This window comes from Arthrobacter sp. FW306-2-2C-D06B (assembly GCF_021789175.1).
Lineage (GTDB): Bacteria > Actinomycetota > Actinomycetes > Actinomycetales > Micrococcaceae > Arthrobacter.
The window spans coordinates 3,884,456-3,904,301 of record NZ_CP084560.1; the positions used below are offsets into that span (position 1 = coordinate 3,884,456).

16 protein-coding genes are annotated in these 19,846 nt (G+C 64.1%); 12 read left to right on the plus strand and 4 right to left on the minus strand.

Going from position 1 to position 19,846, the window contains the following annotated elements; translation table 11 throughout:
• Window positions 1-192: 192 nt before the first annotated feature.
• Window positions 193-1,764, minus strand: coding sequence for an NCS2 family permease (locus LFT47_RS18085; RefSeq protein ID WP_442863416.1), 1,572 nt, complete (start codon window positions 1,762-1,764; stop codon window positions 193-195).
• A 15-nt stretch (window positions 1,765-1,779) separates the two neighbouring features.
• Window positions 1,780-2,274 carry a nucleoside deaminase gene (locus LFT47_RS18090; RefSeq protein ID WP_236812822.1) on the minus strand — a complete coding sequence of 165 codons (495 nt, stop codon included), beginning with the start codon at window positions 2,272-2,274 and terminating at the stop codon, window positions 1,780-1,782.
• Between the two features lie 387 nt (window positions 2,275-2,661).
• Here LFT47_RS18090 and LFT47_RS18095 point away from each other — a divergent pair, with 387 nt between their 5' ends.
• Both LFT47_RS18095 and LFT47_RS18100 read left to right on the plus strand, forming a co-directional pair.
• Complete coding sequence (locus LFT47_RS18095) at window positions 2,662-4,059, plus strand: 8-oxoguanine deaminase (RefSeq protein WP_236818679.1); 1,398 nt, start codon at window positions 2,662-2,664, stop codon at window positions 4,057-4,059.
• 40 nt (window positions 4,060-4,099) lie between these two features.
• Entirely contained in the window at window positions 4,100-4,837 is a 738-nt protein-coding gene (locus tag LFT47_RS18100) for a DUF2510 domain-containing protein (protein WP_236812824.1), read from the plus strand.
• Window positions 4,838-4,981: 144 nt separating this feature from the next.
• On the opposite strand, the gene LFT47_RS18105 is transcribed toward LFT47_RS18100, so the two are convergent.
• Complete coding sequence (locus LFT47_RS18105) at window positions 4,982-5,161, minus strand: hypothetical protein (RefSeq protein ID WP_236812825.1); 180 nt, start codon at window positions 5,159-5,161, stop codon at window positions 4,982-4,984.
• A 393-nt stretch (window positions 5,162-5,554) separates the two neighbouring features.
• Between LFT47_RS18105 and pucL the strand changes: the two genes are divergently transcribed.
• The 4 genes from pucL to LFT47_RS18125 all read left to right on the plus strand — a co-directional run bounded on the left by pucL (window position 5,555) and on the right by LFT47_RS18125 (window position 10,780).
• A complete protein-coding gene (pucL, locus tag LFT47_RS18110; RefSeq protein WP_236812827.1) occupies window positions 5,555-6,469 on the plus strand; it encodes a factor-independent urate hydroxylase in 915 nt (304 codons plus the stop codon).
• 165 nt (window positions 6,470-6,634) lie between these two features.
• Window positions 6,635-8,125, plus strand: a complete 1,491-nt coding sequence (locus LFT47_RS18115; RefSeq protein WP_236812829.1) for a nucleobase:cation symporter-2 family protein — start codon at window positions 6,635-6,637, stop codon at window positions 8,123-8,125.
• Between the two features lie 112 nt (window positions 8,126-8,237).
• Window positions 8,238-9,062, plus strand: a complete 825-nt coding sequence (locus LFT47_RS18120) for a MurR/RpiR family transcriptional regulator (RefSeq protein WP_236812831.1) — start codon at window positions 8,238-8,240, stop codon at window positions 9,060-9,062.
• 140 nt (window positions 9,063-9,202) lie between these two features.
• Window positions 9,203-10,780 (plus strand): NCS1 family nucleobase:cation symporter-1, encoded by a 1,578-nt coding sequence (locus LFT47_RS18125; RefSeq protein WP_236812833.1) that lies wholly within the window; start codon window positions 9,203-9,205, stop codon window positions 10,778-10,780.
• Between the two features lie 103 nt (window positions 10,781-10,883).
• Here the strand turns inward: LFT47_RS18125 and LFT47_RS18130 are convergent, their stop codons facing one another.
• Window positions 10,884-11,639: an IclR family transcriptional regulator gene (locus tag LFT47_RS18130; protein ID WP_059389461.1), complete on the minus strand. Its 756-nt coding sequence runs from the start codon at window positions 11,637-11,639 to the stop codon at window positions 10,884-10,886.
• A 211-nt stretch (window positions 11,640-11,850) separates the two neighbouring features.
• Between LFT47_RS18130 and LFT47_RS18135 the strand changes: the two genes are divergently transcribed.
• The 6 genes from LFT47_RS18135 to LFT47_RS18160 all read left to right on the plus strand — a co-directional run bounded on the left by LFT47_RS18135 (window position 11,851) and on the right by LFT47_RS18160 (window position 19,832).
• The gene (locus tag LFT47_RS18135; protein ID WP_236812835.1) at window positions 11,851-13,275 is read left to right on the plus strand and encodes an NAD-dependent malic enzyme; all 1,425 of its coding nucleotides are present in this window, start codon (window positions 11,851-11,853) and stop codon (window positions 13,273-13,275) included.
• Between the two features lie 14 nt (window positions 13,276-13,289).
• Window positions 13,290-14,885 carry a malate synthase A gene (gene aceB, locus LFT47_RS18140; protein WP_236812837.1) on the plus strand — a complete coding sequence of 532 codons (1,596 nt, stop codon included), beginning with the start codon at window positions 13,290-13,292 and terminating at the stop codon, window positions 14,883-14,885.
• A 2-nt stretch (window positions 14,886-14,887) separates the two neighbouring features.
• Window positions 14,888-16,168, plus strand: a complete 1,281-nt coding sequence (locus LFT47_RS18145) for a DUF6986 family protein (protein WP_236812838.1) — start codon at window positions 14,888-14,890, stop codon at window positions 16,166-16,168.
• Window positions 16,169-16,178: 10 nt separating this feature from the next.
• Window positions 16,179-16,991 carry a bifunctional allantoicase/(S)-ureidoglycine aminohydrolase gene (locus LFT47_RS18150; protein ID WP_236812840.1) on the plus strand — a complete coding sequence of 271 codons (813 nt, stop codon included), beginning with the start codon at window positions 16,179-16,181 and terminating at the stop codon, window positions 16,989-16,991.
• A 379-nt stretch (window positions 16,992-17,370) separates the two neighbouring features.
• On the plus strand, window positions 17,371-18,405 hold the full coding sequence (locus LFT47_RS18155) for a serine hydrolase domain-containing protein (protein ID WP_236812842.1): 1,035 nt from the start codon (window positions 17,371-17,373) through the stop codon (window positions 18,403-18,405).
• A 29-nt stretch (window positions 18,406-18,434) separates the two neighbouring features.
• Entirely contained in the window at window positions 18,435-19,832 is a 1,398-nt protein-coding gene (locus LFT47_RS18160; protein ID WP_236812844.1) for an AAA family ATPase, read from the plus strand.
• Window positions 19,833-19,846 lie beyond the last annotated feature (14 nt).

Here is a 19,846-nt window from a genome sequence, read left to right on the forward strand (position 1 = left end):
CTTCGGGTAAACACGTACCCGTTGCGTGAAGAGGACCGGGGCGGGCCTCTCATTTCCCGCCCCGGTCCTTAGCGGAGCGGCCGCACCCCACCGCCGCCCGCCGTCGTCGTCCCGCCTTATGCGGTTGAGGACGATCGGCGGACGCCTATTCATTGCGGTGACTTGCGGCCGAACCGCCGTCTCAACGGCCGGCTACCCTCCCATGAGCGAGCTGATCGGCCCACGCGCGAAGTAGACCAGGAAGCCGACGGTCACTACCCACATGAGGGGATGGACCTTCTTTCCCTTCCCCGAAGCCCCGTGGATCACGGCCCAGGAGATGAATCCGACCCCGATGCCATTGGCGATGGAGTACGTCAACGGCATCGTGACGATGGTGAGGAAGGCGGGCAGGGCCACGGAGAATTTGGAGAACTTGATCTCGCGGATCTGTGCCATCATCATGGCGCCCACCACCACCAGGGCCGCGGCTGCGACCTCGAGCGGAACCACGCTGGTGAGCGGGGTCAGGAACATCGAACCCAGGAACAGCAGACCGGTAACCACCGATGCCAGGCCGGTGCGGGCGCCTTCGCCGATCCCGGCAGCGGAGTCGATGTACACGGTGTTGGACGAGCCCGACGTCGCGCCGCCGGCTACCGCGCCCAGGCCTTCGACGATGAAGGCCGACTTGAGCTTGGGGAACGTCCCGTCCTTGTAGGCCACGCCGGCGCTCTTGGCGAGGCCGGTCATGGTGCCCATGGCGTCGAAGAAGTTGGTGAACACCAGGGTGAACACCAGCATCGTGGCCGCCAAGCCGCCGATCCGCGAGAACGAACCGAAGAGGTCGAAGTGGCCCACCAGGCTGAAGTCCGGGGCGGAAACCAGCTGGCCGGACAGTACCGGGGTGTTGAGGTGCCATCCACCGGGATTGGCGGCGCTGCCAGGCCCGATGTGCAGGACGGCCTCGACGACGGCGGCGAGGACCGTGGTGGCGACGATTCCGATCAGGAGGCCGCCCTGGATCTTACGGGCCACGAGGATTCCCATGACCAGCAGACCGACAATGAAAACAAGGGTAGGTATAGAGGTGATGGAACCATCATTGCCGAGCTGTACCGGCGGTCCGCCTTTTGTGGCGCGGACGAAGCCGGAATCGACGAAGCCGATGAAGGCGATGAACAGGCCGATGCCAACGGTGATGGCGGCCTTGAGTTCCTTGGGGACAGCCTTGAAGATCGCGGTCCGGGCACCCGTGACGCCGAACAGGACAATCAGAATGCCGTTGATAACCACGAGGCCCATGGCTTCCGGCCAGGTGACTTCATGGATGACGGCGACTGCGAGGAAGGAGTTGATTCCCAAGCCTGCGGCGAGCCCGAACGGCAGGTTCGCTATGAGGCCGAAGAGGACCGTCATGACACCGGCGGTCAGGCCGGTGACTGCCCCCACCTGTGCTGCGGACAACCATCCGCCGGCCACATCCGTGGGCGCGTTCTGGGCCGAGAATCCGCCCAGGATCAGGGGGTTGAGGATAACGATGTAGGCCATCGTGAAGAACGTGACGATGCCGCCGCGGAATTCGCGGGCCAGCGTGGAGCCACGCTTAGTGATCTGGAAGAAACGATCCAGGAAGGAGTTCGACGCCGGGGGCCTGGGGCTGCCGCCCCGCTGTGCCAGTCCGGTTGCCGTGTGCTTTTCGCGCGCATCTGTCTGCCCTGCACCGGAAGGCGCAGCCTGCTTTTCAGTTGCCGTTCGCATTTCTGCGGGGTCCAGGATTGTCATTTTCAGCCACCGGCCCTAGTAGTCAATCCTGGAGTCAAGCGTGTTCCAGGTGTTGAAGGGTTCCAGGATCGCCGGTGCCTGGGGGTCGCCCAGTTCCAGCTTGGTGACCGGCATGAGGGTGTCCCGGTCCTCGTTCTCGAAGTATTCGTAGAAGACGGCGTCGTCGAAGCCGACGGACGCGGCGTCGTGCCGGTCTGCTGCGAACACTACGTTGCCGATGCGGGCCCAGAGAGCCGAGGCCAGGCACATGGGGCATGGCTCGCAGCTCGTGTAGAGGGTGGCTCCGCTGAGATCGAAGGTGCCGAGCTCGCGGCAGGCATTGCGGATGGCGGTGACCTCGGCGTGGGCCGTGGGGTCGTTGCTTGCGGTGACCCGGTTGACGCCTTCGAAGGCGCGGCCATCCGCGGTGACAATGACGGCGCCGAACGGCCCGCCGCTGTTGAGGACATTGGCTGTTGCCAGCTCAATGGAAGTGGCCAAGAAATGTTCGGCCGTGACGGTGGTACTCATGTGCGACTTCCTTAGTGCTGAGGAAGCCTGTAACCAGGGAGGCATCTGAACATGACAGACCAGTGCTGCGATTACCAGGCTTCAGCATGTGCTTTTGAAGGTTTCGCCTGGTAGATAGCTTCCCGGAGTCCGGGTGCCCGCCTTTGGCAAATTGAGATTAGCACCGGAGATGTGAGCCGCGCCATAGTTTCTGGAAAAAAAGTTTCGACATGTGAAATTCACGGTTGATGCCGGGCAGGAGGTCGGGCCTGGGCGCCGGTCACATTGACGCACTTCGGCGAGCCACCTACGCTGGGTGCCACCGGCAGGGTTGACCTCCGGAACCTGGATCAGCAGACAGGAACCACTGAGCTGGAACGCATCTACGCCGACCAGACAAGGATTCCCGTGTCCCCGACATCCGATTTCCAGCCAGCAGCCCCGGCAACGGACCCAGCCTCTTCACGGCTCTGGATCAAGAATCCCCTCGACGTGTTCACCGCCAACGGGCTCGACGCCCGGGGCGGCATCGTGGTCAGCGACGGGAAAATCGCGGAGCTCGTCCCCGCAGGAAAGCGCCCTTCCGCGCCATGCCATGAGACCTTCGACGCCGGCAGCCACGTCTTGCTGCCAGGGCTCATCAACACGCACCACCACTTCTACCAAACGCTCACACGTGCCTGGGGCCCGGTGGCCAACGCTCCCTTGTTTCCGTGGCTGCAGAACCTGTATCCCGTGTGGGCGCGGCTGACGCCGGACAGCCTCGAGCTTGCCGTGAAAGTAGCGCTTGCGGAACTGCTGCTCTCGGGCTGCACCACCGCGGCCGACCACCACTACCTCTTCCCCGCGGGACTTGAGGACGCGATCGACGTCGAGGTCGGCGTCGTGCGTGAACTCGGCATGCGCGCCACGCTCACCCGCGGGTCCATGACGCTGGGCGAGGACGACGGCGGCCTCCCGCCGCGGTCCACTGTGCAGCGCCCGGAGGTGATCCTCGCGGACAGCGAACGCCTGATCGGGAAGTACCACGAACGCGGAGACGGCGCGGTCATCCAGATCGCATTGGCCCCCTGCTCGCCGTTCTCGGTGACCAGGGAGATCATGGCCGAGAGCGCCGCCATGGCCGAACGGCTGGATGTCCGGCTTCACACGCACCTCGCGGAAACCATTGACGAGGAAGATTTCTGCCGCGAGATGTTCGGGTTGCGCACCGTGGATTATCTGGACAGCGTCGGCTGGCTCGGAAAGCGCACTTGGCTTGGCCACGGCATCCATTTCGACGACGAGGAGATCGCCCGGCTGGGTGCCTCGGGCACCGCCGTCGCGCATTGCCCGACGTCGAACATGCGGCTCGCGTCCGGCACCGCACGGGTGCTGGAACTTGAGGCCGCCGGGGTTCCGGTAGGGCTGGGAGTGGACGGTTCGGCGTCGAACGATGCCTCCAACATGATCCTCGAAGCGCGGCAGGCTCTGTATCTGCAGCGGCTTCGCTACGGAGCGGACGTCCCGGTGGAACGCGCCCTCGGCTGGGCGACGCGGGGATCTGCTGCGGTGTTGGGCCGCACCGACATCGGCCAGATTGCTCCCGGCATGCAGGCAGACCTTGCCTTTTTCAAGCCCGACGGGCTCCGCTTCTCCGGCAGCCATGACCCCATCGCGGCGTTGTTGCTCTGCGCGGCGGACCGCGCCGACCGCGTCATGGTGGGCGGCAAATGGCGCGTTGTGGACGGCCGGATTCCGGATCTGGACATCCCGGAACTTATTGTCAAACACTCAGCCGCCGCACAGAAAATCATCAGCGGTTAGGAGTAGCCTCTCGATTAGGTCGTAGATCAGGAGGCAAATCATGACCGTCCCCCAGCACAACACGCCGACTCCTCCAGGTTGGTACCCGGACCCCTCGGGCTCCGGGCAACTACGGTGGTGGGACGGTAACGCCTGGACTGGAAACGCTTGGAACCCACCGACCGAGCCCGGCGCGGGTCAGCCCGGCGCGGGTCAGCCCGGCACAGGTCAGCCCGGCACGGGTCAGCCCGGCGCGGCGTGGCCTGCGGCCGCGCGGCCAGGGCAATACGCCGGCCCTCCGCAATACGCAGGACCGGTCCAGCCCGCGCCGCGCCCGGAAATCAGCAGGGGGACGCCGGTCTACAATCCGTTCATCTGGCTCGTCACGCTGCTGCCGGTGATCACGCTGATCATCCTGCTGCTTTGGAATCCGGTCTTTCACGTGCGGTATGTCGGCGCTCGTCGCGTGCCAACCCTCGATCCCAGCGCGTTCAGCGTTCCATATTTCCTGCTCGTTATCTCTTCCTGGCTCATCTACGGGGTCAGCGTTCTCCTGTCCTACCTCGACTGGCAAAAGCTGCAGAGGGACGGGGTGGTCCGCCCCTTCCACTGGGCATGGGCCTTCCTGGGCGCTGGAGTCTACGTGGTGGGCCGTTCAGTGATCGTCCATAAGGTCGCCCCGCAGCGCGGCCTCGCGCCCGTTTGGGCACTGATAGGACTGACCGCCGTGAGCCTGATTCTGGTGTCCGTCAAAGTGAGCATGATCGTTTCGACTATCGCCAAGGCCCTGCCGGCGTAGGGTCCTCCTCGCTCGACGTTGACCGAGATCGTGGGTGTGGCCCGGGTGCTGCGTTCTGGAACGCAGCACCCGGGCCACACCCACGTTCTCACCGAAAAAGGTTCGGCGGGCGGCACCTCACCCGGGCCACACCCACGTATTCGCCTAAGAAGAACGCTGCCGGCCGAATACCGGAAGGGCGCGCAGCCAGCGGGAGAAGGTCCCGGGCATGCGGTCGCAATCGGCCGGAATGTAGAAGTCAGGATCCGTGGCGCCGAACGGCAGGTACAGTTCCTGGCCGGGCGCCGGGAATTCCACGACGTTGTTCTTATCCTGCGAGTCCATCTGTCCTCCTATTTCATGCGCTCAAGTTCTCCACGAATTTTCCGTATCTTGGAAAACATTTTTTGTTATATGGAAATGGTAGGGGGGATCCGCGAACCCCGTCAAGGGGTGCCCAGGGAACCAGGCCCCCGCCGGCAGCCGCCGTCGGTCACAATCAGAAAGTAAGTAACGATTCTCCGGAAGTGATGTACACCACTGGCAAACGTGGGCTACGCTTTCTTCAATTCGTGGCGCAGGTCACGTAACCTGGGAGCAGCAGGCAGGGTCGTAATGAGCTGGCATCAACGGATGCCGGCTCTTTTTTGTTGGGTCGGCTCCACCAGAAACGCGTATGAAACACGCGCTTAATTTCATTGGTGGACCTTAGTGGTTCCACCTCATAGAAGTTGGGATATGACCATGAGCAACAACATCGTCCTCGGCGACAACCAGTACGGCAAGGCAGAAGTCCGCGTCGTCAAGGTCACCCGCGACACCGACCGCCACCAGATCGAAGACCTTAACGTCACCTCGCAATTGCGTGGCGACTTCCAGGCTGCGCACCTCCAAGGCGACAACGCACACGTCGTCGCCACGGACACCCAGAAGAACACCATCTACGCCTTTGCCCGCGACGGTATCGGCTCCCCCGAAGCCTTCCTCCTGCGCCTGAGCGAACACTTCACCTCGGGCTTCGAGTGGGTCACGGGTGGCCGCTGGGAAGCCGAGGCCTACACCTGGGACCGCATCCAGGCACACGGCTCCGAACACGACCACAGCTTTGTCCGCAAGGGGCAGGAAGTCCGCACCGCCGTCGTAGTCCGTGAAGGCAACACAACGCACGTCATCTCCGGCCTCAAGGACCTGACCGTCCTCAAGACCACACAGTCCGGCTTCGTGGGCTATCCCCGCGACCGGTACACCACGCTGCCCGAGACCACGGACCGCATCCTCGCTACCGACGTCTCGGCCCGCTGGCGTTACAACACCGGTCTCGACGCTGCCGGCACCGACTTCAACAAGAGCTACGAGGACATCAAGGCCCTGCTCTTGGAAGGCTTCACGGAGAACTACTCCCACGCCCTGCAGCAGACCCTGTTCGACATGGGCAAGAAGGTCCTGGAGGCCCACAGCGAAGTGGACGAGATCAAATTCTCGATGCCCAACAAGCACCACTTCCTGGTGGACCTCAGCCCGTTCGGCCTCGACAACCCCAACGAGGTCTTCTTCGCCGCGGACCGCCCGTACGGCTTGATCGAAGCCACGGTCCAGCGCGACAACACCACACCTGCCCCGGCTGCGTGGAACGGCATCGCCGGCTTCTGCTAAGCAACCAGGTACCCGCCCAACTGACTCGCAGCAAGTGTCGTTTTGGAGCCCCAAAACGACATCAAATGCGAGTCAGTTGGGCAATCCCCCGCACCCAAAACCACATTGTTAGCCAGACAACGTTAGCCAGACAAAGACGTCTGCCATGAACCAAGAAAGTCTGCCATGAACACGAAGAATAAAACCCGCCCCGCAGCGTCCGGTCCAGCCCGCCCCGAGGACCAGCGCCTCTCGATCGGGAGCACGTTCGCCTACGGCTTCCAGCACGTCCTGACCATGTACGGCGGCATCATCGCCCCGCCCCTCATCATCGGAGCCGCCGCGGGCATGTCCTCGCAGGACATCGGGCTCCTGATCGCGGCCTGCCTGTTTGTCGGCGGCCTCGCCACCATTCTGCAGACTGTCGGCATCCCGTTCTTCGGATCGCAGCTGCCACTGGTCCAGGGCGTGTCCTTCGCCGGCGTTTCCACCATGGTGGCGATCGTCCACGGAGGCGGCGGAATCCAAGCGGTGTTTGGTTCCGTCATTGTGGCGTCATTGATCGGCCTGGCGATCACCCCCCTTTTCTCCAAGATCATCAAGTTTTTCCCGCCTGTGGTCACGGGTACAGTCATCACCACGATCGGGCTGACACTCATGCCGGTCGCGGCGAACTGGGCCATGGGCGGCAACGCCGCCGCCCCCAACTACGGCAGCGTGGCGAACATCGGCCTGGCTGCGGCCACGATGGGCATCGTCCTGCTCCTCAGCAAGGTTGGAAACGCGGCCATCTCGCGTCTTTCCATCCTCCTTGCCATGGTGATCGGGACCGTCATCGCCCTCGCCACGGGAATGGCCGATTTCTCCAAGGTCGGCCAGGGTCCGATCGTAGCTTTCCCCACGCCCTTCGCGTTCGGTGCTCCAACCTTCGAGATCGCGTCCATCGTTTCGATGCTGATCGTCATCCTGGTCACCCTGACCGAGACCTCGGCGGACATCATCGCCGTCGGGGAAATCGTAGGCACCAAGGTCGATTCCAAGCGCATCGGCAACGGCCTGCGCGCGGATATGCTCTCAAGTGCCGTTTCGCCCCTCTTCAACTCCTTCACCCAGAGCGCCTTCGCCCAGAATGTCGGACTCGTGGCCATCACGGGCATCAAGAGCCGCTTCGTGGTCAGCGCCGGCGGGCTCATCCTGGTGGTCCTCGGCGTGCTGCCCGTCCTCGGGCGAGTTGTCGCAGCGGTTCCGACGCCCGTCCTGGGCGGTGCCGGCGTCGTACTCTTCGGAACGGTGGCCGCAAGCGGCATCCGGACGCTCTCGAAGGTGGAGTACCGCAACAATATGAACCTGATCATCGTGGCAGCGTCCATCGGCTTCGGCATGATCCCGATCGCCGCACCGAAGTTCTACGACCAGTTCCCGTCCTGGTTCTCCACGATCTTCCACTCGGGCATCAGCTCGGCCGCCATCATGGCCATCCTGTTGAACGTGCTGTTCAACCACTTCAAGGCCGGCAACTCGGACAACCAGTCGGTGTTCGTCGCAGGTACCGGCCGCGTGGTCAGCGAAGCGGACATTGCGTGCCTTGCGCACGGTGACCGTTTCGAGAACGGCAAACTGATCGACGCCGAAGGCAAGGAAGTGCCGCTCACGTCGGACACTTCGGCCGAGCACTGACCCCTTTGTTCCGCCGAACTGGCAGGTGTTGCCCCTCTCGCAAGGAACGGGGCAGCACCTGCCAGTTCGCGTTGCATACGTTTTTGCCACCTCCGCGTGAGACGGTTGTTTCATGAGGATCGATGAGCGAATCGAACAACACTATTCGGAACTTGGGCCGCAGGAGCAAAAGGCCGCAGACACCCTGCTGGACCGCCTGGGCGACCTGGCTGTCTACAATGCGGCCGAGCTCGCTCAGCTAAGCGGCGTCTCCAAGGCCACCATGAGCAGGCTCTTTCGCCACCTCGGATTCGCCGATTTCAACGAGGTGAAGGAACACACGCGGGGCCTGAGGTCCAGCGGAGTACCGCTCGCCAAACAGGAGGCCGACGGCGGAATCCCCCTGCATTTGGCAACGGAACAGCAGAGCCTGAACCGGCTTTTCGAAACGCTCGACGACGATCGCCTCCGCAAGGTGACGCAGCAATTGGCCGAGGCCAGCAAGGTCTTGCTGATCGGCTTCCGCAACAGTTTCCCTGTAGCCCTCCACCTACGGCAGCAGCTCCTGCATTGCCGCCCCGCGGTAAATCTGGCCCCACAGCCGGGCCAAAGCGTGGGTGAGGAACTGGCAGGGCTGGACGCGAACGACGTCGTGGTCCTGATCGGCTTCCGGCGCCGGCCGGACGGCTTCCACCAGGTCCTGAAGGCCGCCACCGCCACCGGCGCGAGCACCATCCTGATCGCGGACCCGAGCGCCCGTTGGCTTGCGGCGGAGGCCTCCGTTTGGATCGAATGCCCGGTGGAAGGCAGCGCCGCCTTTGACAGCTACGCCTCGGCCATGAGCCTCATGAGCATCCTCGCGAACGGCGTGCTGACCGCGCGGGGGCGTCCGGGAAGGGACCGTGTCAGGGAAATAACCGGCGTCTACGACTCTCTGGGAGAGATCGAGCGGCGGTAGGCGAACGCGGCCCGAACCCGGCGTCGGGCAAGCGTAAAGAAGAGTTAGCGGCCCGGAAACGGCATTGAAACATCTGTTCCATTCAATTGAATCAGTGAAACGACTGCCCCTGTCGTGGATAACCCTGATTCGAGGAACCGATGGCCGAAGCACAACTCGCCCCAGAGAAAACCGGCACAGAGCAACCCGGCACCCTGCTGGGCAGCCCGATTGACGAAGCCGCAGCACACCGCGATCCGCGGCTCAGCAATGAAGACTTGGCGCCCCTGAAGAACCAGCGCTGGAGCAGCTACAACCTCTTCGCGTTCTGGATGTCAGACGTCCACAGCATCGGCGGCTATGTGACGGCGGGCAGCCTCTTCGCCCTCGGTTTGGCCAGCTGGCAAGTGTTGGTCGCCCTGCTGGTGGGCATCGTGATCGTCCAGGTTTTCTGCAACCTCGTGGCGAAACCCAGCCAAAAGACCGGTGTACCGTACCCCGTGATCAACCGCGCGGTCTTCGGCGTCAAGGGCGCCAACATCCCGGCTATCATCCGCGGCTTGATCGCCGTCGCCTGGTACGGAGTTCAAACCTTCCTGGCCTCCGAAGCCTTGGTGATCGTGTTCCTGAAGTTCTTCCCCGCCATGAAACCGTTGTACGACGTCCATCAATACGGCTTCCTTGGCCTCTCTGCCCTGGGTTGGATTTGCTACGGAATCCTCTGGGTGGCCCAGGCCGCATTGTTCTGGAACGGAATGGAAAGCATCCGCAAGTTCATCGACTTCGCCGGTCCAGCCGTATACGTGGTCATGTTGGTCCTTGCCATCTACTTGGTTTCCAAGGCCGGCATCAGCAACATCAGCCTGAACCTGTCCGCCGGCCAACCGCTCGACTTCGCTGCGTCCATCCCGGTCATGATCTCCGCGATCGCCTTGGTCGTGTCCTACTTCTCGGGTCCCATGCTCAACTTCGGCGACTTCGCGCGTTATGGCAAGAGCTTCAAGGCCGTCAAGAAGGGCAATCTCCTGGGCCTGCCGGTCAACTTCCTGTTCTTTTCGCTGCTGACCGTCATCACGGCGTCGGCCACCACCCCGGTCTTCGGGCACCTCATCACGGACCCGGTCAAGACCGTTCAGGAAATCGATTCGGTGTTCGCCGTGCTGCTCGGCGGGCTGACCTTTGTCATCGCAACTGTGGGCATCAACATCGTGGCCAACTTCATCTCGCCGGCGTTCGACTTCTCCAACGTCAGCCCCCAGAAGATCAGTTGGCGCATGGGCGGCATGATCGCCGCGGGCGGATCCGTCATCCTGACCCCTTGGAACTGGTACTCGAACGACGACGCCATCCACTACACGCTCGGCGTGTTGGGGGCGTTGATCGGCCCGCTCTTCGGCATCCTGATCGCCGGCTACTACCTGGTGGGCAAGCAGAAGGTCTGGGTTGAGGACATGTACACGATGAAGCCCGACGGCAAGTACTGGTTCCGCAACGGCTACAACCCCAACGCGGTGAAGGCAGTGGCCTTCAGCGGCGTCGTCTCGATCGCTTCGGTCCTGATCCCCAAGGCGCTCCTGGACTCGGGAGCCACCACGGTCAACGCAACCTGGATCGGCAACTACAGCTGGTTCCTCGGTTGCGCCTTGGGCCTGCTGACCTTCTGGTACTTCGAAAAGCGCTCCCCCATGATCAACCTGGAGCCGAACGGCGTCGAAGCGAACGACGGCGCCCTCGTCTAGGGAACCCCGCGCCTAAGGAACCCCTCCGCCGAGCTGGCAGTTGTTGCCCCTAATTCGCAAGAATAGGGTCAACAGCTGCCCGTTCGCGCGAAAGAAGGCAAGCTTAGTTCTGGTTCAGCTCGGCCGAGATCGCGAGGGCAGCTTCCCGCAGGAGCGGTACGGCGCGGTCGGCGAAGTGCTGGTCCACGCGGGACACGGGTCCGGAAACGGAAATGGCGGTGGGCGTCGGAGCGTTGGGGACTGCCATCGCGAAGCAACGGACGCCGATCTCCTGCTCTTCTTCGTCGATCGAGTAGCCGCGTTCGCGGATCCGGTTCAAATCGGCGAGCAGGGAGTCGATGTCCCCGATGCTCTTTGCCGTAGGAGTCGGCATGCCCGTGCGGGCCACGATCCCGCGGACCACCTCGTCATCCAGCTGGGCCAGGATGGCCTTCCCGACGCCGGTGTCGTGCGTATGGGCGCGGCGGCCCACCTCGGTGAACATGCGCATGGAGTGCAGCGACGGAACCTGGGCAACGTAGATGACCATGTCGGAATCCAGCACGGCCATGTTGGACGTTTCGCCGAGCCGGTCCACGAGGGACTTCAGCTGGGGACGGGCCAAGGCACCGAGCTGCTTGTTGGCGCCTTCGCCAAGCCGGATGAGCCGGGGACCCAGCGCGTAGCGACGATTGGGCAGTTGCCGGATGTAGCCGAGGGACACCAAGGTGCGCAGCAGGCGGTGGATGGTGGGGAGCGGCAGGTCTGTCGACGACGACAGTTCGCTCAACGTGACGTCTCCGCCGGCGTCGGTGATGAGTTCCAGCAGTTCGAAGACGCGCTCGACGGACTGCACGCCTCCCGAGGGCTTTTCAGCCATTCCGTTGTCTCCTATGGCTCGGAATCCGACAACTCTTATCCGCATCGTGAAAAGAGTTGCTTAGAACACTCAAGATACAGCACACGACGCCGGAATGCTTGCCCATCGATGAGGGCTTGTGTTTCCACTTCGTAGATAATAATATCCATAATACGAAAACATTCGGTTTGAGCGGAGGCCCGTTACGGGCCTTGTACGAGGAGGAAATTCAATGGCGAACCCGAGCCCCGGAAATTCGATCACCCTGCGCGTCGCCGCGCCGTCGAGCTTCACTGCCACGAGCGAGTTGGCAGCCGCCGTCGGCGCCGCCGGTGCAGCCGTCACCGCGCTGGATGTGACCGAGTCGCACCATGACACCCTGGTTGTCGACGTCACCTGCAACACCACGGACGAAGACCACGCCAACCGCGTCAAGGACGCCCTCAACGCGCTCGACGGCGTCACGGTCCAGCACGTCTCGGACCGCACCTTCCTCATGCACCTGGGCGGCAAGCTCGAGGTCGTCCCGAAGGTGGCCCTGCGCAATCGCGACGACCTTTCGCGCGCCTACACTCCCGGCGTCGCACGCGTCTGCCTCGCGATCGCCGAAGACCCGGCCGCTGCCCGTAACCTGACGGTCAAGCGCAACACGATCGCCGTCCTGACCGACGGTTCGGCCGTCCTTGGCCTGGGCAACATCGGCCCGGCCGCAGCCCTGCCTGTCATGGAAGGCAAAGCCGCGCTGTTCAAGCAGTTCGCCAACGTCGACGCCTGGCCGGTCTGCCTGGACACCCAGGACACCGAGGAAATCATCATGATCGCCAAGGCCATGGCTCCGGTCTACGGCGGCATCAACCTCGAGGACATCGCAGCCCCGCGCTGCTTCGAAATCGAGAAGCGGCTCCGCGACGAACTGGACATCCCCGTCTTCCATGACGACCAGCACGGAACGGCAATCGTCACGCTCGCAGCGCTCGTCAACGCGCTGCGCGTCGTTGACAAGAAGCTTTCCGAGGTCAAGATCGTGGTCTCCGGCGTCGGCGCTGCCGGCTCGGCGATCATCCAGCTCCTCAAGGCCCAGGGCGCGCAGCACATCGTCGCGGCCGGCCGCTCCGGCGCCATCCACTCGGGCGAAAAGTACGACGACGAGCACCGTTCCTGGATTGCCGCGAACACCAACGAGGCCGGCTTCTCCGGCACGCTGCACGAAGCCCTCGACGGTGCGGACGTGTTCATCGGCGTCAGCGCTCCGCACGTGATCGGCGAAGAGCAGGTCGCCTCGATGGCCGAGGACGCGATCGTGTTCGCCATGGCCAACCCCACCCCGGAAATCGATCCGGTGATCGCGTCCAGGCACGCAGCCGTCGTCGCCACCGGCCGGAGCGACTTCCCCAACCAGATCAACAACGTGCTGGCCTTCCCCGGCTTCTTCCGCGGATTGCTCGACGCCGGAGCGTCGGACATCATCCCGGAAATGCTGGTGGCCGCCGCGGAGGCTATCGCCAACCGGGTTGCAGATGATGAACTGAATGCGAGCTACATTATCCCCAGCGTCTTCGACCCCCACGTTGCCGCCGACGTCGCCGCAGCCGTTGCGAACGCGGCAAACGCAGCAAACACGCGGCAGCAGCAAACGCAGGCCGCTAGCGCTCTCTAGGAAAGGACCATCCCATGGCTCTCACAGTCACAGACCCCCGGCCGATCGAACGAGCCGAGGAGATCCTGACTCCCAAGGCGTTGGCCTTCGTGGAGGAACTGCACCGCCGTTTCGCGGGCACCCGCAATGAGCTCCTGGCAGCCCGTGTCGCCAAGCGTGAAGAAGTGGCCCGCACCGGCCGCCTCGACTTCCTGCCCGAAACGCAGGACATCCGCGACGGTGACTGGAAGGTCGCCGAAGCACCGCAGGCCCTGCAGGACCGCCGGGTCGAGATGACCGGCCCGGCGTCCCCCGCCAAGATGGCCATCAACGCCCTGAATTCCGGCGCCAAGGTATGGCTCGCCGACCTCGAGGACGCCAGCACCCCGACGTGGGCGAACGTCATCGACGCCATCCTCAACCTCCGCGACGCCGCCCAGGGCACCCTGAGCTACACCTCCCCGGAGGGCAAGGAATACCGGCTCCGCACGGACGCGCCGCTCGCCGTCGTCGTCGCCCGCCCCCGCGGCTGGCACATGGACGAACGGCACTTGCTGCTCGACGGCGAACCGACCGTTGGCGCGCTGGTGGACTTCGGCCTGCACTTCTTCCACGTGGCCAAGCAGCTCCTGCTCAACGGCCAGGGCCCGTACTACTACCTGCCCAAGATGGAAAGCCACCTCGAGGCCCGCCTGTGGAACGACATCTTCGTCTTCGCCCAGGACTACCTCGGGATCCCGCAGGGCAGCGTGCGTGCCACCATGCTGATCGAAACCATCCCGGCCGCATTCGAAATGGATGAGTTCCTCTACGAACTGCGGGACCACGCGTCCGGCCTGAACGCCGGCCGTTGGGACTACCTCTTCAGCATCGTCAAGTACTTCCGCGACGCCGGCGAGTCCTTCATCCTGCCGGACCGCGCGTCCGTGGTCATGACTGCTCCGTTCATGCGCGCCTACACCGAGCTGCTGGTCAAGACCTGCCACAAGCGCGGCGCCTTCGCCATGGGTGGCATGGCTGCCGTCATCCCGAACCGCCGCGAGCCCGAAGTCACGGCCCAGGCCTTCGAGAAGGTGCGCGCGGACAAGACCCGCGAAGCCAACGATGGTTTCGATGGTTCCTGGGTGGCGCACCCGGACCTCGTCTCCACCTGCCGCGAGGTGTTCGACTCGGTCCTGGGCGACAAGCCGAACCAACTGGACAAGCAGCGCCCGGAGGTCTCCGTGACCGCCGAACAGCTGCTGGACATCTCCTCCGCCGGCGGCCACGTGACCGAGGCCGGGCTCCGGCTGAATCTCTACGTCGCCGTCGCGTACACCGCAGTCTGGCTTTCCGGCAGCGGCGCCGTCGCGATCCACAACCTCATGGAAGACGCCGCCACCGCGGAAATCTCCCGTTCCCAGGTGTGGCAGCAGATCCGCAACAAGTCCGTCCTTGCCGACACAGGCAATACGGTCACCCGCGAACTGGTCACCCGGATCCTCGGCGAAGAGACCGACCGCCTGCGCAGCGAGGTTGACGCCGAGTCCTTCGAGAAGTTCTACGAGCCGGCCAGCCGCCTGATCGCGGACATCTGTCTGTCCGAGGATTACACGGACTTCCTCACCACTCCCGCCTACGAGCTGGTGTAGGAATGGCCGCATCCTCCTTCCCGGCTTCTTTGACTCCGTCGGATTTCGCCGCGATCGACTCCCAGCTGGCCGCTACCGACCGGCTCCTGGAGCGCAACTACCCCGGCGACGACGGCACCCGCCAGCCCGTGCACACGGTATACGTCCCGGCGGACCGTTTCACGCCGTCGCTCTCCGCGGAATGGGGCGCCCAGGCGATCACGACGGCGGAGGCCCACGGCGGTCTCGAAAGGCTCGGTGCGCTGCTGGGCCAGGAGCCCGAACTGGCTGCCGCCGTCGCCACCCGCGTGGCTGCCAAACTGCGTAGCGAGCCGATTGAGGACTTGCGCCTCGACTTCGAGGACGGCTACGGCGACCGGGGCGACGAAGCAGAAGACGTCGCGGCCGTAGCGGCTGCGCAGGCCGTCAGCGAAGCCGTTGCCGCGGGTTCCGCCCCGCCGTTCATCGGCATCCGGTTCAAGTGCTTCGAGGCGCCCACCCGGACACGTGGCCTGAAGACCCTGGACCTGTTCGTCTCCACTTTGGCCTCGGCCGGTGAGCTGCCCGAGGGACTCCTCCTGACCCTGCCGAAAGTCACCACAGTGGCCCAGGTACAGGCCATGGACTTCGCGGTCTCCCGGCTCGAAGAGATCCACTCCCTTCCGGCGGGCCGGCTCCGTTTTGAAGTCCAAGTGGAAACACCCCAGCTGATCCTCGGCCCGGAGGGGACCTCTCCCGTGGCCCAGCTTCCGCACGCAGTTCCGGGCCGCATCAGCGCACTGCACTACGGTACCTACGACTACTCCGCTTCGCTGCAGATCTCCGCGGAGTACCAGTCCATGGAGCACCCGGTGGCGGATTTCGCGAAGGAAGTCATGCAGTTGGCCGTTGCGGGCACGGGCATCCGGCTCTCCGACGGGTCCACCAACATCATCCCGGTGGGCGACAACGTGGAAAATGCGTGGAAGCTGCACGGCCGGCTGGTCCGCCGTTCCCTTGAACGCGGCTACTACCAGGGCTGGGACCTGCACGCTGCCCAGTTGCCGAGCCGGTTCGCGGCAACGTATGCCTTCTACCGCGAGGGCCTGCCTGCTGCCGCGGCCCGCCTCCGCAACTACGTGGACCGCACCGAAGGCGGCGTCATGGACGAACCCGCCACTGCCCGTGCCCTCGCCGCCTTCGTCCTGCGCGGCGTCCAGTGCGGAGCGGTGGGTTCCGAAGAAGTGCTGGCGCTTGCCGGCGTCGAACTCTCCCGGCTGACTGCACTGGCGCATCCCCGGCTGGCACAATCTACCTCCAAGTAAGGATCCAATGATGGGAAAGTACTACTACCCCCAGGGCGGGCTGCCGCCGCAGACCCACCTCACGACGGAACGGGCCATCGTCACTGAGGCCTACACCGTGATCCCCAAGGGTGTCATGACCGACATCGTGACCAGCACCCTGCCGGGTTTCTCCAACACCCGTTCCTGGATCCTGGCCCGCCCGATTTCCGGATTCGCCACCACGTTCTCCCAGTTGATCGTGGAGATTGGCCCGGGTGGCGGCGCTCCCAAGGCCGAGTTCGAGGCAGGCGTCGAAGGCGTCGTCTTCGTCACCAAGGGCAAGGTCAACCTGACCCTCGACGGCGAACTGCACGAGCTCGAGGAGGGCGGTTATGCCTACCTGGCCGCCGGTTCCTCTTGGGGCCTGGAAAACGTCTCCGATGACATCGTCTCCTTCCAATGGATCCGCAAGGCCTACGAACGGCTTGAGGGTTACGAGGCAAAGTCCTTCGTGACGAGTGATGCCGAGGTGGAACCCACCGCGATGCCTGACACCGACGGCGCTTGGAAGACCACCCGGTTCACGGATTCCAGCGACCTGGCCCACGATATGCAGGTTAACATTGTGACGTTCCAGCCAGGCGGGGTCATCCCGTTCCCGGAGACCCACGTCATGGAGCACGGCCTCTACGTCCTTGAGGGCAAAGCCATGTACCTGCTCAACAATGACTGGGTGGAAGTGGAAGCCGGCGACTTCATGTGGCTCCGCGCCTTCTGCCCGCAGGCCTGCTACGCCGGCGGTCCGGGCCAGTTCCGATACTTGCTGTACAAGGACATGAACCGGCAGATCAAACTGACCTAGGGGTTTCCTGCCCGGCCACCCAACTGACTCGCAGTTAATGTCGTTATGAGCGCTCATAACGACAACTACTGCGAGTCAGTTGGGTTTGGGCCGCACCCAGGTTCCCAGCGTTGACCCCCTCGCTTCCGAAGAGGACGATCGAAACTACGGGGGCAAGGGCGCCAGCCGTTGCCCTGCGGCGTAGCTTCAGGAGGCAGCCATGGAGGCTGCGCGGGCCTCTCGGACTTCCCGCGTATCCCGGACTTCCCGGCGAGCGCGGGCGGCCTTCGTCTTGGCTTTGACCTTGGCGTCCGGCGCCTGCACCTACCCTCCGACACGTGAACCCCCGGCAAGTAGCTCATCGTTCGATTCGCAAGCAGCACTTCCGGAATCCCCTGTTGTGGACTTCTTCGCGCATGAAATGCTCAACCGGGGCGCGCCGGCCGTTGTCGTCCAGATCAAAGTCCGGGGCCGGGAATGGTCCCAGGCCTACGGGAGCCAAGACGTCGAGACCGGCGAACCGGTAGCCGTGAACGACCGGATCCAGGCTGGCGGCATCACGCAGTCGATGGTGGCGGTCTCGGTGCTCAAGCTGGTCCAGGAAGGAAAGCTGGGCCTAGAGGACCCCGTCACGCAGTACTTCCCGGAATTCGAGCAGCTCGTCCACCCGCCCGGCCCCGTCACAGTCCGCTCCCTGTTGAACCACAGCTCCGGCCTGCCCGACGCCCCGGAAGCCATCTTGAAGGCCATGCCGCCCAAGCAGGCCATCGACACGAGGTTCAGCATCGAGGACTACCTCCGGATGGCCGGGACCGTGCCGTGGGCGCACGCCAACTTCCAGCTGTTCCGCTACTCGGATGCCAACTACTTCGCTCTGGCCGCGATCGTACAAAAACTCCGCGGCCGGCCGATCGGGGATGTCCTGAAGTCAGATATCTTTGTGCCGCTCGGAATGAGCCACACCTCGCTGGCGGCCGAGCCGGACCGGGATGCCCGCGACATGATCCAGAGCTACGAATTCATCGACGGCGAGCGTATCAATGCCTCGCACCCGGAGTACCTCGTCGCTTCTCCCGCAGAGGGAGCCATCTCCACGGTGGGCGATATCAACACGTTCTATGCAGCGCTCATGCAAGGCAGGCTACTCACAGCGGATACCCTCCGCGACATGCAAACCCTGTGGCAGGAGAACCACGGACTCGGGTTGCAGCGTTGGAATGACGAATGCAGGAACGGCTTCTACTACGGTTACGGCGGCAGCACCTGGTTTGCGAGCATCGCACTGTCCACGAGCGACGGGAGCCGCCAGATAGCCATGAGCTTCGCTTATCCATCCGACACGGACAAACACATTGAGTCGACGGACGGCAGCGGCCAACCGGAATTCGCGCAACTCCGCGAGGTGGCCATCGCGGCGCTGAACGGGCTCTGCTGAGCCGCGCCGCATCCTGCTAGGGTCTGACCATGGATGAGAAATTGGGGAAATTCATCGAGGACTTCGGAACACTGACAAGACTGGCCCAGTCCGGATTGGACCAGGCGGACGACGGCGAGCAGCTACTACAGGCGTTGACCGGGCACCTCACCGTTCCCGCGCACGAACTCTCGGTCGTGACGGAGGAGATCCCGCCGCACCGCCTGGTGGATGTGGACATCGTCATGGAAGGGCTGGCTGGCCGGGATCCGGACTACCGGCTGGTGGGCATCGGAGGCGGCGATCAACGCCACCATATGTCGTTCAGCGATATGCTCCAGCAGTCCCGCAGCTACCCGCGCTTCCCCCTCGCCCAGCCGGACTACACCAATCTGGCCACGGGTCCGGAGCAGCAGCGCCAGGCCGTGGCGCTGGGACTCTGGCTTTTCCACTATGACGGCTCGCCTGTGGCGGTGCTCCAGCGCGGGGCAAAGATCGACCGTGGCCGGCAGACTGCCTCGCTCGAAGTTCTGGCCACCAGCCCCGCCGTCGCTTCCGGGCTCCTGGCCGAAGTGCGGCGCGATATGGAGCACCAGAGCGTTTTCAAGGGCCAGATCATTGCCCTCGCGGTCAGCGATTACGGGCCGAGCATCAGTGGGGTGACCTTCATAAGGCGCCCGGAGCTGGCCAGCAGCGATGTGGTCCTTCCGGATGGACTCCTCGACAAAGTGGAGGGCCACACCCTGGGCATTGCCCGGCAAGCAGACGTGTTGGCAGCACACGCGCAGCACCTCAAGCGCGGCCTCCTTCTCTACGGGCCGCCCGGCACCGGCAAAACACACACGGTCCGGTACCTGCTGAGCCAAAGCGAGGGTACGACGGCGGTGCTCCTCTCCGGCGGTTCGCTTGCCAGGATTGCCGAGGCAGCCAAGGTTGCCCGGGCCTTGGCGCCGTCGATCGTGGTGCTGGAGGATTGCGACCTGATCGCCGAGGACCGCAGCTTCGGCCATGGGCCCAAACCGCTGCTCTTCGAGGTGCTCGATGCGATGGACGGGCTCGACGACGATGCCGACGTCGCGTTCGTGCTGACCACCAACCGCGTGGACCTTTTGGAGCGGGCGCTCGCCCAGCGGCCAGGGCGCGTGGACCTGGCAGTGGAAATCCCGCTTCCGTCCAAGCACGAGCGGGTGGAACTTTTGAAGCTGTATTCCAACGGAGTCGCGTTCTCCCGCCCGGCTATCGAAGCCGCCGCGGCCCACACGGCCGGCACCACGGCGTCGTTCGCGAAGGAGCTGATCCGGCGTTCAGTCGTCGCGGCAGCGCTGGCCGGCGAGACTCCCGGCGATTCGCACCTGGTCTCCGCGGTGGGACAGCTCATGGCCGACGGTGAGGCCCTGACCCGTAGCCTGCTCGGGAGCAACGGCCGCGAGCCCATCGCAAAGGAGTAGCCCCGCTTGAGCTC

Coding starts and splice junctions, on each gene's coding strand:
- LFT47_RS18120 (WP_236812831.1), top strand. CDS start 8,238: ATGAGGATCGATGAGCGAATCGAACAACACTATTCGGAACTTGGGCCG.
- LFT47_RS18085 (WP_442863416.1), bottom strand. CDS start 1,764: ATGACAATCCTGGACCCCGCAGAAATGCGAACGGCAACTGAAAAGCAG.
- LFT47_RS18135 (WP_236812835.1), top strand. CDS start 11,851: ATGGCGAACCCGAGCCCCGGAAATTCGATCACCCTGCGCGTCGCCGCG.
- LFT47_RS18125 (WP_236812833.1), top strand. CDS start 9,203: ATGGCCGAAGCACAACTCGCCCCAGAGAAAACCGGCACAGAGCAACCC.
- LFT47_RS18130 (WP_059389461.1), bottom strand. CDS start 11,639: ATGGCTGAAAAGCCCTCGGGAGGCGTGCAGTCCGTCGAGCGCGTCTTC.
- LFT47_RS18160 (WP_236812844.1), top strand. CDS start 18,435: ATGGATGAGAAATTGGGGAAATTCATCGAGGACTTCGGAACACTGACA.
- LFT47_RS18150 (WP_236812840.1), top strand. CDS start 16,179: ATGGGAAAGTACTACTACCCCCAGGGCGGGCTGCCGCCGCAGACCCAC.
- LFT47_RS18090 (WP_236812822.1), bottom strand. CDS start 2,274: ATGAGTACCACCGTCACGGCCGAACATTTCTTGGCCACTTCCATTGAG.
- LFT47_RS18105 (WP_236812825.1), bottom strand. CDS start 5,161: ATGGACTCGCAGGATAAGAACAACGTCGTGGAATTCCCGGCGCCCGGC.
- LFT47_RS18145 (WP_236812838.1), top strand. CDS start 14,888: ATGGCCGCATCCTCCTTCCCGGCTTCTTTGACTCCGTCGGATTTCGCC.
- pucL (WP_236812827.1), top strand. CDS start 5,555: ATGACCATGAGCAACAACATCGTCCTCGGCGACAACCAGTACGGCAAG.
- LFT47_RS18115 (WP_236812829.1), top strand. CDS start 6,635: ATGAACACGAAGAATAAAACCCGCCCCGCAGCGTCCGGTCCAGCCCGC.
- LFT47_RS18100 (WP_236812824.1), top strand. CDS start 4,100: ATGACCGTCCCCCAGCACAACACGCCGACTCCTCCAGGTTGGTACCCG.
- aceB (WP_236812837.1), top strand. CDS start 13,290: ATGGCTCTCACAGTCACAGACCCCCGGCCGATCGAACGAGCCGAGGAG.